This window comes from Mycobacterium dioxanotrophicus, from assembly GCF_002157835.1.
GTDB classification, from domain to species: domain Bacteria; phylum Actinomycetota; class Actinomycetes; order Mycobacteriales; family Mycobacteriaceae; genus Mycobacterium; species Mycobacterium dioxanotrophicus.
The window spans coordinates 273,563-288,015 of record NZ_CP020809.1; the positions used below are offsets into that span (position 1 = coordinate 273,563).

General features: G+C 66.8%; 13 protein-coding genes. 7 read left to right on the top strand and 6 right to left on the bottom strand.

Going from position 1 to position 14,453, the window contains the following annotated elements:
• Positions 1 to 2: 2 nt before the first annotated feature.
• From BTO20_RS01210 to BTO20_RS01225, 4 genes are read right to left on the bottom strand one after another with little or no spacing between them, the layout of a single operon-like run.
• The gene (locus BTO20_RS01210; protein ID WP_087072680.1) at positions 3 to 1,397 is read right to left on the bottom strand and encodes a purine-cytosine permease family protein; all 1,395 of its coding nucleotides are present in this window, start codon (positions 1,395 to 1,397) and stop codon (positions 3 to 5) included.
• A 12-nt stretch (positions 1,398 to 1,409) separates the two neighbouring features.
• Positions 1,410 to 2,891: an aldehyde dehydrogenase gene (locus BTO20_RS01215; RefSeq protein WP_408632144.1), complete on the bottom strand. Its 1,482-nt coding sequence runs from the start codon at positions 2,889 to 2,891 to the stop codon at positions 1,410 to 1,412.
• An 11-nt stretch (positions 2,892 to 2,902) separates the two neighbouring features.
• Positions 2,903 to 3,262: a cupin domain-containing protein gene (locus tag BTO20_RS01220; RefSeq protein WP_083164493.1), complete on the bottom strand. Its 360-nt coding sequence runs from the start codon at positions 3,260 to 3,262 to the stop codon at positions 2,903 to 2,905.
• A gap of 8 nt (positions 3,263 to 3,270) precedes the next feature.
• The gene (locus tag BTO20_RS01225; protein WP_087072684.1) at positions 3,271 to 5,388 is read right to left on the bottom strand and encodes an oxidoreductase; all 2,118 of its coding nucleotides are present in this window, start codon (positions 5,386 to 5,388) and stop codon (positions 3,271 to 3,273) included.
• A 484-nt stretch (positions 5,389 to 5,872) separates the two neighbouring features.
• Between BTO20_RS01225 and BTO20_RS01230 the strand changes: the two genes are divergently transcribed.
• The 7 genes from BTO20_RS01230 (at position 5,873) to BTO20_RS01260 (ending at position 12,813) form a co-directional block, all read left to right on the top strand.
• The gene (locus BTO20_RS01230; RefSeq protein ID WP_232491005.1) at positions 5,873 to 7,408 is read left to right on the top strand and encodes an APC family permease; all 1,536 of its coding nucleotides are present in this window, start codon (positions 5,873 to 5,875) and stop codon (positions 7,406 to 7,408) included.
• Between the two features lie 73 nt (positions 7,409 to 7,481).
• Positions 7,482 to 8,063 carry a TetR/AcrR family transcriptional regulator gene (locus BTO20_RS01235; protein ID WP_232491006.1) on the top strand — a complete coding sequence of 194 codons (582 nt, stop codon included), beginning with the start codon at positions 7,482 to 7,484 and terminating at the stop codon, positions 8,061 to 8,063.
• The gene (locus BTO20_RS01240) at positions 8,060 to 9,031 is read left to right on the top strand and encodes a DMT family transporter (RefSeq protein ID WP_232491007.1); all 972 of its coding nucleotides are present in this window, start codon (positions 8,060 to 8,062) and stop codon (positions 9,029 to 9,031) included. The genes BTO20_RS01235 and BTO20_RS01240 overlap by 4 nt, the downstream gene beginning before the upstream one ends.
• Positions 9,004 to 9,942 carry a LysR family transcriptional regulator gene (locus tag BTO20_RS01245; RefSeq protein WP_083167068.1) on the top strand — a complete coding sequence of 313 codons (939 nt, stop codon included), beginning with the start codon at positions 9,004 to 9,006 and terminating at the stop codon, positions 9,940 to 9,942. Before BTO20_RS01240 ends, BTO20_RS01245 begins: the two co-directional genes overlap by 28 nt.
• Positions 9,943 to 10,031: 89 nt before the next feature.
• Positions 10,032 to 11,399: a TIGR01777 family oxidoreductase gene (locus BTO20_RS01250; RefSeq protein ID WP_087072691.1), complete on the top strand. Its 1,368-nt coding sequence runs from the start codon at positions 10,032 to 10,034 to the stop codon at positions 11,397 to 11,399.
• A 5-nt stretch (positions 11,400 to 11,404) separates the two neighbouring features.
• Positions 11,405 to 11,845, top strand: a complete 441-nt coding sequence (locus tag BTO20_RS01255) for an SRPBCC family protein (protein WP_332460329.1) — start codon at positions 11,405 to 11,407, stop codon at positions 11,843 to 11,845.
• Positions 11,846 to 11,925: 80 nt separating this feature from the next.
• Positions 11,926 to 12,813: an aminoglycoside phosphotransferase family protein gene (locus BTO20_RS01260; RefSeq protein WP_087081430.1), complete on the top strand. Its 888-nt coding sequence runs from the start codon at positions 11,926 to 11,928 to the stop codon at positions 12,811 to 12,813.
• A 29-nt stretch (positions 12,814 to 12,842) separates the two neighbouring features.
• Here the strand turns inward: BTO20_RS01260 and BTO20_RS01265 are convergent, their stop codons facing one another.
• Complete coding sequence (locus BTO20_RS01265) at positions 12,843 to 13,427, bottom strand: SOUL family heme-binding protein (RefSeq protein WP_087072695.1); 585 nt, start codon at positions 13,425 to 13,427, stop codon at positions 12,843 to 12,845.
• A 25-nt stretch (positions 13,428 to 13,452) separates the two neighbouring features.
• Positions 13,453 to 14,412: an SDR family NAD(P)-dependent oxidoreductase gene (locus tag BTO20_RS01270; protein WP_087072697.1), complete on the bottom strand. Its 960-nt coding sequence runs from the start codon at positions 14,410 to 14,412 to the stop codon at positions 13,453 to 13,455.
• Between the last annotated feature and the right edge of the window lie 41 nt (positions 14,413 to 14,453).

The window sequence follows — 14,453 nt, forward strand, 5'->3', positions numbered from 1 at the left end:
GCTCAGGCCACCGCCGGCTGCGCGGCCAGGGCGGCCACCTTCGGCCGCATCAAAACGTAGTAGAGCGGGCAGATGACGGCCAGCCCGACGATCCACGAGATATCCACGCTACCGAGAGCTTTGGCCGTGAATCCGGTGAACAACGTCGTCGACAAGAACGGGATCTGCACCGCGATGCCGATGAAGTAGCACGCGATCGCGATCCAGTTGAACTTGCCGTACCGGCCGCCGTCGCGTTCGAACAGCGAGTCGATGTCGTAGACGCCGTGGCGCAGCAGGTAGTAGTCGACGAGATTGACGGCGGTCCACGGGATCAGCACGCACAACAGCAACGCCAGGAAGTTCGCGTAGTTGGCCAGGAAGTCGTCGGCGCTTACCAGAGCGGGGATGATCGCGATGACGAACAACACGATCGCGGTCACGGCGCGGCTGCCTGCACCGGGGCGCCACCGCGGGAACAGGTTCTGCCCCACCGTGATCGTCGAGAGTGCGCCGCAGTAGAGGTTCATGGCGTTCGTCGCGGTGATGCCGATGGCGAAGATCGCGAACACGCCTGTGCTCACGCCGCGCGTCAGCGTCGAGAGTCCTTCGAGGGTCTCGTCGGAGGGCAACGCAGCGCCGACGAGCACGCCGAGCAACATGGGCAGCACCGAGCCCAGCACGCAACCGGCGTAGGTTCCCCAGAACGCGGCACGCTGCCCGGTGTCCTTGGGCATGTACCGGGTGTAGTCGGAAACGTAGGGCGCATAGGCGATCTGCCACAGTGCGGCCACCGACAGCGTCGCCATGAAACCGGCCCAGCTGTATCCGCTGGTGTGCCAGGTGCCACCGGGCACGCCGTTGACGCCGACCATCCAGATGAACGCCACGACCAGCGCCCCGCCGGCAACCACGGACAGGAACGCGGTGACTCGGTGGATGAGCCGATAACCCACGATGGTGGCCACCACGCTGATCAGCCCGATGATCGTGATGGACCAGTTGGTGGGCAGCCCGGTGACCTTGGCCAGCGCCTGGCCGCCGAGCACCGCGTTGGACGCGAAGAAGCCCAGGTACATGAAGACCACCAGCACCACCACGAGAAGGCTTCCGTACGAGCCGAACTGGGCTCGGGTCTGCAGCATCTGGGGCACGCCCATCTGCGGTCCCTGGGCGGCGTGCAGTGCCATCACCACACCGCCGATGACATTGCCCAGGATGATCGCGCACGCGCCGGCCCACAACGGCAGGCCGAACACCGTGGTGGCCAGCGCGCCGGTGATGATGGTCAGCAACATGATGTTGGAACCGAACCAAACGGTGAACAGGTCACGGGCGCGGCCGTGGCGTTCGTCGACCGGGACGTGTTCGATGGTCCGCTGTTCCACGGGTGCGGACACCGGCGCTTTGTCGTTCATGGGACTCCCTATCTACAGCGCGATCCAGGTGGTTTTCAGGCCGGTGTACTTGTCGAGCGCGTGCAGGGACAGATCGCGACCGAATCCGGACTGCTTGAATCCCCCGAAGGGGGTCTGGGGGCTCAGCGCGTCGACCGTGTTCACTGAGACGGTGCCTGCGCGCAGCGCCGCGGCGACGCGGTGGGCGCGGGACAGGTCACGGGTCCACACCGAGGCGGCCAAGCCGTAGATGGTGTTGTTGGCCATCGCGATCGCCTCTGCCTCGTCGGAGAAGGTCTGTACTGCCAGCACGGGGCCGAAGACCTCCTCGGTGACCAGCTCGGCCGTCGGCGCGAGCTTCGCGACGATGGTCGGAGCAACGAAACAACCACGGCCATCGACGGTTTCGCGGGTCCCTCCGGTGACGATCTCGCCGTCAGCGCGGGCCCTGTCGATGAATCCCACGACGCGCTGGGTGTGCTGCTCGTCGACGAGGGCACCCAGGGTGGACGCCGGATCCAGCGGATTGCCCGGCCGTACCTCGGCCGTGCGCTTCACGAGCTCGGCGAGGAACTCGTCGGCGATCGATTCGTGCAGCAGCAGGCGGGAATTCGACGAGCACACCGCGCCCTGGTTGTAGAACGCGCCGAAGATCGCCTTCTCCACCGCGGCGTCCAGGTCGGCATCGGCGAACACTACATTGGGACTCTTGCCGCCGCACTCCAGCCAGACCTGCTTGGCATTGGAATCCGCGGCGTAGCGCAGGAACCGCTTGCCGGTTTCGGTGGATCCGGTGAATGCGATGACATCGACGTCGGGGTGCCGGCCGAGGGCTTCCCCGGCGGTGGGGCCGAGGCCCGGAACGACGTTGAACACGCCTTCGGGCACACCGGCTGCCACAGCGAGTTCGGCAAGCCGCACCGACGAGAGCGGCGCTTGCTCGGCGGGCTTGAGCACCACCGAGTTCCCCGCTGCCAGGGCGGGAGCCACCTTCCACACCGCCAGGTCCAACGGGAAGTTCCACGGTGTGACGGCGCCGATGACGCCCAGCGGCTCACGGGTGACCAGCGCGAGGTTGCCGGGCTCGGTAGGCGCGATCTCACCACCCTGCTTGTCGAGCGACTCGCCGTAGAACGCGAAAAGCTCTGCAGCTGAGGGTACGTCGACGGTGTGGGCCTCGGAGACCAGCTTGCCCATGTCCATCGAATCCAGCAGTGCGAGCTCTTCGGCGTGTTCTCCGATCAACTCGGAGAGCTGCCGAAGCACCCGCTTGCGGTGTGAGGCCGAGGCGCGCGACCAGACACCCGAATCGAACGCGGCGCGTCCCGAGGCGACGGCCGCGTCGACGTCCTCGGTGTCGCCCGACGCCACCGGTGCGATCAGTTCTCCGGTGGCGGGGTTGATCGAGTCGAACGTCTCGCCGGAGACCGCGGGCCGGTATTTGCCGTCGATGAAAACCTCGGTGCGAGGCGTGATCTCACCGGCGAGGCGGGTCCAGTCGTCGAGCGTGGTCATGTGCATACCTCTCAGGGGACGTAGATGGCGAACTGCTTGACCAGCGGCTCGGTCACGCGATACTCGCCGCGCCAGCCCTTGGTCAGCGTGAAGGAGTCGCCGGGGCCGAAGGTGTGGGCGACGCCGTCGTCACCGGTCAGGGTGATCGAGCCTTCCAGAACCCGGGTGTACTCGTCGCCCGGGTAGCTCTCGATGAACTCGGCGTACGGCTCGGCGCGCCAGGACCCGACGGTGAACTTCTCGTCGGAGCTGGCGAGATGCACGGCCTCGGTTTCGGCAGGGTTGCCCTCGCGGAGGGTTTCGGCGGTGACGTAGCTGCTGGGCGTCATGGTGGCGACGGCTTCCGGGCCGGAGGGGATCAGGGCAGGCATCTTGCTCCTTATGCGTTGGCCGGGACGACCGGCGTGATCGGTAGATACATGACAGGTTCGGTGGCGAGTTCGGACGTTTCGCGGAGGTACGGCACGGGGCCGAGAGATTGCGGTTCGTCGAGTTCTTCGGCATAGCGATGTCCCGACCAGACGGCAGCGGCGATGGTGGCGGGCGCCCACACGTCGCCGATGGCGCGCACGCTGCGCAGATCTGCTGCGGCCCATTCGCTTTCGCGGCTCAACAGCTCCTGGTAGAGGCCGTCGTGGGGGAGCCGCGCGGTCACCATGACCACCGAGTCGGCACTCACGCTGCCCTCGTCGCCGGTGTAGACACACGCGGTGCGCACCCCGTCGGCGGTTACGGCGGTGACCGCGGTGTTGGTGCGCACGTCGATGCCGGCCCGGATCACGCGCTTGCGGATCCGCGCGACCTCCAAAGTATTGGTGGTCCACTGCGATACGTGCGCTGCGGGCGTGATCAGGATGACCTCGAGGCCCTCCTTGGCGAGCAGCTCCGCGATCACGCCGCCCATGTAGTAGTGGTCATCGTCGAACACCACGACGCGGCGACCACGCGGGCGGGTGCCCGCCATGATGTCGTCTGGGCTCAAAACATCTGCGCCTTGGGCGATATCGAGCGGGGTGGTGTGCCAGCGGCCGACCCCGTCGCTGCGCCAGCCCGCGCCGGTGGCTACGACGACGTGGTTGAAGTCGTTGTCGATGATGTCGTCGGCGGTCATCTCGCTCTGCATGAAGACCTCGACGTTGTCGAGCTTGGCGATCTGGGTTTCGCGGTAGTCGACGACCCGGATCCAGGCGGACAGGCTCGGCAACTTGGATTCGCGGGCCACGCGTCCACCCAGGGTTCGGGTGGCCTCGGCGAGGCTCACGGTGTAGCCGCGGTTGCCCAGCGAGCGGGCGGCTTCCAGCCCGGCCGGCCCGGCGCCGACCACGAGCACCGTGGCGTCGCTGGCCTTGGCCCGGATCTTCTCGGGGTGCCAGCCGCGGCGGAATTCCTCACCCATGGTGGGGTTCTGGGTGCAGCGGATGGGAGACATGGTGAAGTCACCGGACACACAGATGTTGCAGCCGATGCACTCTCGGATGTCCTCGAGGTTGCCCGACTCGATCTTGCTGGGCAGGAACGGGTCGGCGATGGACGGCCGGGCCGCGCCGATCAGGTCGAGCACGCCGCTCTTCACCTGGTGCACCATCATGTCCGGTGAGGTGAAACGACCAATGCCCACAACAGGTTTGGTGGTCAACGCCTTGAGCCCGCGAACGTAGGGCTCCTGTTCGGCCTCGGGGCCGAAGCGCGACGTCACCGAATCGTCCTCCCAGCTGCCCAACACGAAGTCCCACAGATCGGGGTGCTCGCCGAGCATGCCGATGACATCTTCGATCTCGGCGCGCGTGATGCCCTCGTCGCCGAGCAGCTCGTCGACCGAGATGCGGCAGGCGACGGCGGCTTTGCCGTCGCACATCTCGCGGGTGTCCTCGAGGATCTCGCGCAGCAGGCGGGCCCGGTTCTCGATGCTGCCGCCGTATTCGTCGGTGCGGTTGTTGTAGCGCCGGGACAGGAAGTGGTGCAGGCCGCCGATGGCGTGGCCGGCGTAGACGTAGATGATGTCGTATTCGGCCTGCAGGGACCGGCGGACGGCTTCGCGGTGCCAGTACCGCATATCGGCGATGTCGGACTTGGTCATCTCGCGGGCCTGCACCGGGTCGTAATTCCACGACACCACGGGCAGGTTCTGCGGGCCCAGCGGGGCTTCCCGGCTGATCAGGTTCGGCGAGTTCAGACCGTTGTGGGCCAGCTCGATTCCGGCCAGAGCACCACCCTCGTGAATCTTCTCCGCGATCCGGGCCACGGCGGGCAGGTCCTGGTCGTCCCACAGGCGCAGTTCGATGAACGGGCCGATGTCGGAGGTCGGGTGGATCTCGACCTGCTCGGTGCACACCACGGCCCAACCGCCCTCGGCCTTGATCCGCCGCATGTACGCCTCACCCGACGGATCGCGGTAGCCCATGCCATTGCAGTGAGGTACCTGGTAGAAGCGGTTGCGCGCGGTGACCGGGCCGATCTGTACGGGCTCGAACAGGATGTCGTACCGGGGGTCTCGCATGGAGCTACTCCTAGAGTTCGTGTAGGCGGCGCGATGGCGACGGGAGCTGAGCCGTGAGCTGGGTCACGCCGGTACTAGCCATCGTTGTGCCGCGCATAACCGAGGTCAACTAGTGGTTTCAGCGGTTTTGCATCTGATTTTCCGATGAAGTCCGCTGTGTGCCCGCCCCCTCCAAGCCAGGTGACGACCTGGCAATGACCGCGACCCGCGGGCGTAACGCAGTGGCGGGAAATCCGCCCGAACATCACCGCGGCGTTACGTAAGCGGGGTTCGGGGAGCCCGGTTCGCGAGTGGCCAGTTATGCACGCAAATGAGCGAAAAAACGCGAATAACTGGCCACTCGGTCGCCGTTGGGCGGTGACGCCCCGGGGAGGCCACCAACGATCGCATCGGAATTTCCGATTCAAATTCACTGAAAAGGATGTTTTACAGCTGCGCGGACGCGGGTCAGTGTGGGGGCCATCACATCGAGAGAAGGATGATCGTGGAAACCGAACCAAGACTGGCAGCCACGGGCGATCGGGAGACCGCCCAGGCTGATCGTGAGGTCAAGCACCTCAAGAAGACGCTGGGCCGGCTCGACATCGTGTTCTTGATCGTCGCCGCGGTGGTGTCGATCGAGACGCTCGGACAGGTATCCGGATTCGGCGCGGAAACCTTCACCTGGGCCCTGGTGCTCGCGGTGTTCTTCCTGGTGCCATACGGCCTCGTGTTCGCCGAGACCGGCGGCGCGTTCACCGGTGAGGGCGGTGTATATGTCTGGTGCCGCAAGGCTTTCGGTCGCCCGGTGGCGGCCATCGCCTCGCTGCTGACCTGGGTCACCCAGCCCGTCTGGGTCGGTGGCTCGATGGCGTTCATCGCCTCGGAGACCTGGAGTACCTATATCACGCCGTTCGAGCACGGCACGGTCACCGACTACGTGTTCAAGCTGGTGTTCATCTGGCTCACCGTGCTCGCCGCGATCATCAGTCTCAAACACGGCAAGTGGATTCCGAACGTCGGCGCCATCCTCAAGATCGCCTTCCTGGTCATCTTCTTGGTGACCACCGCGATCTACGCCTCGCGGAACGGCGTCGCGGGCCTGTCCGTCAGTGACTTCAGCCCGACCGTGGCCGGCATGCTCGGCGTGACACCGCTGCTGCTGTTCTCCTACCTGGGTTTCGAATCGGGCAACAGTGCGGCAGGCGAGATGAAGAACCCCGCCCGGGACGTACCGATCTCGATCGCCCGGTCGGCAGGCATCGCCGCGGCCGCCTACCTGCTGCCGATCTTCGCCATCCTCGTCGTGCTGCCGAAAGACGACATCACCGGCATCGGTGGGTTGATGGAAGCGGTCGCGAAGGTGTTCAGTGTGTACGGCTCGGCCGCGCCGGCGATGCTCACGGTCACCGGCGTCATCTTCGCGATGATCCTGATGACCCAGGGTTCGGCCTGGATGATCATCAGCGACCGCATGCAGGCCATGGCCGCGGCCGACGGCGCGTTCTTCGGCGGGTTCTTCGGCCGGTTCCACCCGCAGCTGGGCACGCCCGTGCGCGTCAACCTGCTCTCTGGTGTCGTGGCGACCGTGTTTTGCCTGGTCGCGATGCAGGTCACCGGGTCCTCGGCGTCGATCTTCGGTGTGGTGCTGAGCATCTCGATCTCGACCTTCCTGCTCAGCTACGTCATCTCGATTCCGGCCGCGGTGCGGCTGCGCACCCGGTTTCCCGACGTGGCACGGCCGTTCCGGGTGCCGACCGGCAACACGGGCTTCCGCATCCTGGGCGGGTTGTGCTTCCTGTGGGTCGCGCTGGGGTCGTGGGTGGCCGTCTTCCCCGGCACTCTGGAGAGCCTGTTCGGTATCGATTACGACTTCGAGAAGACGTGGGGCGTCAGCCAGCTGACCTTCGAGGAGTTCACGCTGGGCACTCTGGTGGTGCTGGGCATCCTCGGCGCGGTGGGTTACCTGCGGGCCCGGGCGGTGCGCGCCGAACGCCCGGACACGACGCCACTCGAAGCGCCGGACGACATCTTGACCTGAGCCGAGACGGACCGCGCGTGCCCGCCGCTTATTTACTAGACAGATCGACCTAGTAAATGAGAGCATGTCCGCCATGACGAAGCGGGGCCGCCCGGGTGGGCAAGCGCGGCGTCGGCTGCTGGACGCGGCGGCGCGTCGGTTCTACGCCGACGGCATCGCGGCGACGGGTATCGACGTGGTCACGGCCGACGCGGGCGTGGCAAAAATGAGCCTCTACAACAACTTTGCGTCCAAGGCGGAGTTGGTGGCGAGCTATCTCGAAGAGCGACACGCAGAATGGCTCGGCCTGTACGCGCGGCGCCGCGCGCACGCCGTGACTGCCGAAGACAAGGTGCTGGCCGTGTTCGACGCCTACGCCGACCACGCCGAAATGGGCTATGAGCACGGCTTCCGGGGATGCGGCCTGCTCAACGCCGCCGCCGAATTGCCCGTCGGCGACCCCGGCCGCGATGCAGTGCGCCGCCACAAGGAGGAAGTGGAACAGATCCTGCGCAGCGAGCTCGTCGCCATCTGCGGTGAACATGCCGCAGATGGCGTCGCCGAGCACATGTCGTTCCTGTTGGAGGGATCGATCGCACGCGCCGGACTGGAAGGCCGATCGGACCGGATCGCGCACGCCCGCGCCTTGGCCGCCGCATTGATGGCAGCCCTGTGACACCGCGGACCGTCGGGATGGTGGCCATCGTCGTCGCGTCGTTGCTGTGGGGAACCACCGGTACGGCGTCGGCCCTGGCGCCGTCGGTCGGCGCCGTGACAGTCGGGGCGGCGGCGATGGGCGTCGGCGGTCTGCTGCAGATCGTCTTCAGCCGGCGCGCGCTATATCGGGACCGCGCAGCGCTTTCGACGCGGTACCGGCTGGTGACGTTCGGGGGCGCGTGTGTCGCCGTGTATCCGTTGGCGTTCTACAGCTCGATGCGCATCGGTGGCGTCGCGTTGGGGTGTGTCGTGTCGCTGGCGTCGGCGCCGTTGGCATCAGCGGTGATAGAGCGGCTCTGTGACGGGCGTGCTCTCACGAGGCAGTGGGCACTCGCGTGCGGGTTCGGCATCGGCGGCAGCGTGTTGCTCAGCCTGTCGCGGCATTCCGACTCGGGCGGCGCGCACTCGGCGACGCTGGGCGTTGTGCTCGGGCTGGCGGCGGGCGGCTCGTACGCCGGCTACTCCTGGGCCATGCGTCGGCTCATGGACGACGGGACAAGCCGCGGGGCTTCGGCCGCAGCGGTTTTGGGCCTCGGCGGCATTCTTCTGATGCCGGTGTTCGTGGCGACCGCGGGCAGCGCCGTCGTGACGTATCCGGGCATCGTTGTGATCGCGTATCTGGCGGTGTTGCCGATGTTCTTGGGATACGTCCTCTTCAGTTATGGGCTGGCGCGTGTCGGCGCCACCTCGGCGACCACCGTCACTCTCGTCGAACCGGCCGCGGCGACCGTGCTTTCGGTGGTGATCCTGCACGAAACCGTCGGCGCCGTCGGCTGGGTCGGTGTCGCGCTGATCGCGGCGGCGCTCGTCGTGCTGACCTTGCCCGGCGTCTCGCCGCGGTCCGGGCGCGCCGCGAATAAACTCGTCAGACAACCCCACGACGCTGTAGGGAGTCCCGGATGCGCCGACGTCCCGACGTCACGCTGACCCAGCTGCGGTACTTCGTCAAGGCCGCCACGTATTCGTCGATGACCAAGGCCGCCGACGAACTGCACATCGCGCAGTCGGCGGTGTCGGCCGCGATCAGCCAGCTTGAGCAGCAGATCGGGACGCAGTTGTTCATCCGGCACCGCGCCCGCGGCCTGGCCCTGACCGCCGCCGGGGAAGAGATGCTGCGTGACACCCGCGCACTGCTGGCACATCTCGACGAGGTGCTCGACAACGCCAGCGGCCGGGTCGACCAGGTGCACGGAACGGTCCGGCTGGCGTGCTTCGTGACCTTGACGCCGTTCGTATTGCCCCGGCTGTTGTCCGACCTCGGTGCCCGCCATCCCGAGCTGGAGGTCGAGGTCGTCGAGACGTCGGCGGATGCGATCCGCACCGTGCTGCGCAACGGCACCGCGGAGCTTGCGCTGACCTACGATCTGGCACTCGGAACCGGCGTGGACGTCGAATCTCTTGGTGTGGCAGCGCCGTACGTGGCGCTGCCGGCCGAACACCGGCTGGCCAAACGGAAATCGATCCGGCTGACAGAGCTGACCGACGAGCCGATGGTCTTGCTCGATCTCCCGGACAGCCGTGACTATTTCGAGTCGCTTCTCGCCAAAGCCGGTGTGACACCACGTATTCGGTACCGCTCGGCCAGCTACGAGGCGGTCCGCGGTTTGGTCGCACGCGGACACGGGTTTTCGATCCTCAACCAGATCCCGGCGCACCGCGGAACCTACGATGGCGGCGCGGTGAGTACTGTCGCCATCCGCGACGACCTCCCTGGGCTGCCCATCGTCCTCGCCCGGCTGCAGTCGGTTCGCAGCACCGCTCGTGCACGTGCCGTGGCCGAGGCCGCGCGGGCCATCTTCGCCGATCGCCGTGCCGCAGGTGATGCGGAGAGTGGTTAGAGGTCACTCGTGACGCTGTTTTGAGGTTGCGGCCATCCGCAGGCCGGGTGGCTCCGAACCACTGAGGCAACCGTCTCTGGGGAGGTGTCGTGGGAATCGTGCACAGCAGCGTGGTGGACTCGCCTCGCGAAGAGGTGTTCGCGTGGCATGAGCGCCCCGGCGCGATACACCGACTGATGCCGCCGTGGCAGCCGTTGAACGTCGTGTCGGAGGCCACGTCGCTGGTCGACGGCCGGGCAGTGCTCGGCTTGCCCGGCGGCCTGCGGTGGATTGCGCAGCATCAACCGGGGTCCTATGACCGGCCGGCGCGGTTCGTCGACGCACTGGCCCGGGACGGGTGGCGGTCGCTTCCGGCGAGTCTGATCGGCTCGTGGCGGCACGAGCACCTCTTCGAGGCCGTCGACGCCGGGCGCACCCGCGTGATCGACCATGTCGACACCGCTGTTCCGGGAAGCTTGCTGCGACCGACGTTTCTGTACCGGCACAGCCAGCTTGCCGAAGACCTGGCCGGCCACCGGTGGTCCCATGAACACGGCCGGCGGCCGGGCACTGTCGCGGTGACCGGTTCGAGCGGCTTGGTGGGGACCGCACTGTCGGCGTTTCTGTCGACCGGTGGTTACCGGGTGATCCGGCTGGTCCGCGGCCAACCCCGCAGTGACTTCGAACGCCGTTGGCAGCCGGACGCGCCCGACTCCCATCTGCTCGATGACGTCGATGCCGTTGTGCACCTGGCGGGGAGCTCCATCGCCGGCCGGTTCACCGATGCTCACAAGCGGTCAGTCCGGGAGAGCCGGATCGACCCGACCCGGCGGCTTGCGCAGTGCGCGGCGGCCGCGATCAACGGTCCCTCGACGTTCGTGTGCGCATCGGCGATCGGCTTCTACGGATACGACCGCGGTGATGCCGAGCTGGACGAAGCCGCGACACCGGGCGGCGGGTTTCTCGCCGATGTGGTCGCCGACTGGGAAGCCGCCACGGCACCGGCAACGGCGGCCGGGTTGCGGGTGGTCAACGTGCGTACCGGCATCGTGCAGACCCCGCGCGGCGGAACGCTGCGGTTGATGCGTCCGTTGTTCGCGGCGGGTCTGGGTGGCCGGTTGGGGAGTGGCAGGCAGTGGTTGTCGTGGATCGACGTCGATGACCTCGTCGACGTCTATCACCGTGCGCTGGTCGATCCTGCGCTGTCGGGTCCGGTGAATGCGGTTGCGCCGCAACCGGTTCGCAATGCCGAGTACACCGCCACCCTGGCGCACGCTCTGCATCGACCGGCGGTGTTGCCGGTGCCCGATCTGGGGCCGGCCCTGCTGCTCGGCGAGCAGGGCGCACGTGAGCTGGCCGCGGCAAGTCAGCGGGTGGTGCCGATCCGGTTGCTCGAGGCCGGACACCGCTTCCGCAGGCCGTCTCTCGAGCAGTGTCTGCGCTATCAACTCGGGAACATCGCTGAGGAACACACGTGATCAGGATGCAGCGCCAGGTGACCGCCGGCTGCCCGCCGGAGGTGGCCTTTGCCTACCTTGCCGATTTCACCACGACAGAACAGTGGGATCCCGGGACGGTCCGCACTGAACGACTCTCCGGTGACGGCGGCAGAGGAACTCGCTACGCCAACACTTCCCGCTTCGCGGGGCGCACGAGCGATCTCGTGTACGAGGTGACTGCTCTCACGCCGGGTGAGTCCATCGAACTGCGCGGCGAAAACGCCTCCGTCGTCGCCCATGACACGATCACCGTCGCTGGCCGGCCGAACGGATGCTTGGTGACATACCAGGTGGCATTCGCCTTCGCTGGGTGGCTGCGCTGGGTGGAACCACTGTTGCGATTCGCAGTCGCCGACCTGCTCGACAAGGGTGCGCGAGGCCTCGATCGTGAACTGGCGCGGTTGCATTCGCTCGGCACGGGGTGAGCGCTCGGCGGTCTGCTGTCCGATGGCCGCAAAACGAGTTGCCGGTCGGCGCCTGGAATGCGGATTCTGATGGTGTGGACATGCATCCCAACCAGCTGACGATCACCACGGACATGGTGCGCATTCTGGTGGGCGAGCAGTTTCCCCAATGGCGCGGTCTCCCGATTGAACAGATCGCTTCCTCGGGCACCGTCAATGCGTTGTTCCGAATCGGTGAGCGGCTCTCCGCTCGATTTCCGCTGGAATCAGAAGACGCCACCGTGGTCCGGCAGCGTTGGTGCTCCGAAGCCGAGGCGGCTCGGCTGCTCGTTGGCCGAACTCGGTTCAGCACGCCGGAGCCGATCGCACTCGGGCAGCCCGGTGCGGGCTATCCGCTTCCGTGGTCGGTGCAGACCTGGGTGCCCGGTTCGGTCGTCCGCGGTGACGAGCCGGGCCGCTCACAGCTGCTGGCGCGGGACCTGGCCGAGTTCATCGCCGGTGTGCGCACCATCGGCACCGACGGCAAGACCTTCGACGGAGTGGGCCGCGGTGGTGACCTGACCTCGCACGACGAGTGGATCAACCGGTGCCTTCATGAGAGTGAACGACTCTTCGACGTCGCACCGTTTCGTCGGATCTGGGCTGAACTGCGGTCTTTGCCGCGCGAGTCGCCCGACGCGATGACACACGGCGACCTCATTCCCGGCAACGTTGTGGTCGACCACAGGCGACGGCTCGTCGGGATCATCGACGTCGGCGGACTGGGGCCGGCCGACCCCGCTCTCGACCTGGTGTGTGCCTGGCACTTGTTCGACGAGCCGGCACGACGCGTCCTACGCGGCACCCTGAACTGCGATGACCTGGAGTGGGAACGCGGAAAAGCGTGGGCATTTCAGCAGGCGATGGGTCTGGTGTGGTACTACGAGCGCAGCAATCCGTCGATCAGTGAAATGGGTCGACGCACCCTGCATCGCATCGCCACCGACTGATCCCCTCATCAACGAGGATGCCGCCGCGCTCACGTCTCAACGGATATCGCGATCTCGTTGCGTCGCAGGCACGCCAGTGTCCACGGCGGATCGTAGAACCAGGCACTGGGCTCACTGACTGGCGCGAACCCGTAGTCTCGCAAGGTTTCTCGAAGCTGACGGGTTTTCTCGGCCGTTCTCGATGGTCCGCGATCACCGCTGAAGCGCAGCACCGCAACGGTTTCCGGGGCCAGCTCGACCAGCGAGACGCGCTCATCATCAGGGGCGGGCAACGATTGCAGTGTGGACCCGGCCGGAAGGTAGAACCGGATCACCCAGCTCTGCTGCTCACTGCCCTGCTGCTCGACGGGCATGGTCATCGCGATCGGTTCCCGCTGCTGGTTGGCGCCGAATATGTAGCGCGCCAGGCGCCGGAACCCCGCGCTGCGGGCCGCTTCCTCGTTCGCGAGTACGTGTGTCTGGGCCGCGATACGAGGGCCGTACTGCCGGATTTCCACGCCTGGCACCAACGGGCGCGCGGTATGCGGCGGCTCCTCGACACCGAGCCGGATGCCTACCGCCGACCCGGCTACCTCCAGCACGCGGGTCGCAGCCGTCTGTATCTGGGTCAACATGGCGAGTCCTTCCGATGCCGCTGTTTCACGAGAGTCCGATCGCCCCGGCGCAATACCGCCACACCTGTTCGAGTGTGGTTTCGGTGTAGCGGGTCGTCGGCAGATAGTGGATGGGCCGCATGCGGCGGTCATGCCAGAACTGTCCCGAGGGTGGCGTCGGCGTCGTCGCGGTGAGCCAAACCGCGGTGTCGGCGGCCTGCTCCGGCGTGCGCAGGATCGGTCGGAACAGGCGGCGAAACCCGGGCAACGCCTGCGTGAGACCTGGGGTGTCGGCCCAGCCCGGATGCATTGCGGCGACCGTCACTGATCGCCCGGCCCAGCGTTGGGCCAGCAGCGGCAACAGGGCGACCTGGATGCGCTTGCTGCGGGCGTATGCGGTGGCGCCGTGGTAGGTGCCGGTTTGATACTCGATGTCGTCGGCATCCAGAGACTGGGTGTACATCCCTCCCGAGGAGACCAACACCACCCTCGGATCTGGTGCGGCGGCCAGCAGAGGTAGCAGAAGTTCGGTCAGCAGCAGCGGTCCCAGTACGTGGGTGGCCAGGCACAGTTCATGCCCGTCGGCACTGTCGGTCCGCTGCGCGGGCAGCACACCCGCGTTGTGGATCACCGCGTCGATGCGGCTGTGGCGGCCGCTCAGGTCGGCGGCGAACGCCCGTATATCGGCAAACGCGGACACATCGCAGCGTTCGACGACCAGGTCGGCGTCGGGATCGGCTGCCGAGAGGTCGCGCCGGGCGGCCTCGCCGCGGGAACGGTCGCGAACAGTCATGAGCACGGTGGCGCCGCGCGCGGCGAGGCCCGCGGCAATCGCCCGTCCGATACCGGAGTTGGCACCCGTGACCAGGACCGTGGCGCCGGCCAGGTTCTCGCCATCGGAATCGGGCGTTGGCCAGAACCGCTGTCGAAACCCGATGCCCACCCGTGAATAGCCAAGGGCGATCGTCCGGTCGAGCAGTTCGTCAACTACAGCAGAGGTGGTCATCGACAGTGATTCGGCGCGCGCACCTACCCGGATGGGTCATC

Bases quoted from the DNA above. Each gene is read 5' to 3' on its own strand.
- BTO20_RS01210 (WP_087072680.1), bottom strand. From the start codon at position 1,397: ATGAACGACAAAGCGCCGGTGTCCGCACCCGTGGAACAGCGGACCATC.
- BTO20_RS01215 (WP_408632144.1), bottom strand. From the start codon at position 2,891: ATGACCACGCTCGACGACTGGACCCGCCTCGCCGGTGAGATCACGCCT.
- BTO20_RS01220 (WP_083164493.1), bottom strand. From the start codon at position 3,262: ATGCCTGCCCTGATCCCCTCCGGCCCGGAAGCCGTCGCCACCATGACG.
- BTO20_RS01225 (WP_087072684.1), bottom strand. From the start codon at position 5,388: ATGCGAGACCCCCGGTACGACATCCTGTTCGAGCCCGTACAGATCGGC.
- BTO20_RS01235 (WP_232491006.1), top strand. From the start codon at position 7,482: ATGACGAAGCGGGGCCGCCCGGGTGGGCAAGCGCGGCGTCGGCTGCTG.
- BTO20_RS01245 (WP_083167068.1), top strand. From the start codon at position 9,004: ATGCGCCGACGTCCCGACGTCACGCTGACCCAGCTGCGGTACTTCGTC.
- BTO20_RS01255 (WP_332460329.1), top strand. From the start codon at position 11,405: ATGCAGCGCCAGGTGACCGCCGGCTGCCCGCCGGAGGTGGCCTTTGCC.
- BTO20_RS01260 (WP_087081430.1), top strand. From the start codon at position 11,926: ATGCATCCCAACCAGCTGACGATCACCACGGACATGGTGCGCATTCTG.
- BTO20_RS01265 (WP_087072695.1), bottom strand. From the start codon at position 13,427: ATGTTGACCCAGATACAGACGGCTGCGACCCGCGTGCTGGAGGTAGCC.
- BTO20_RS01270 (WP_087072697.1), bottom strand. From the start codon at position 14,412: ATGACCACCTCTGCTGTAGTTGACGAACTGCTCGACCGGACGATCGCC.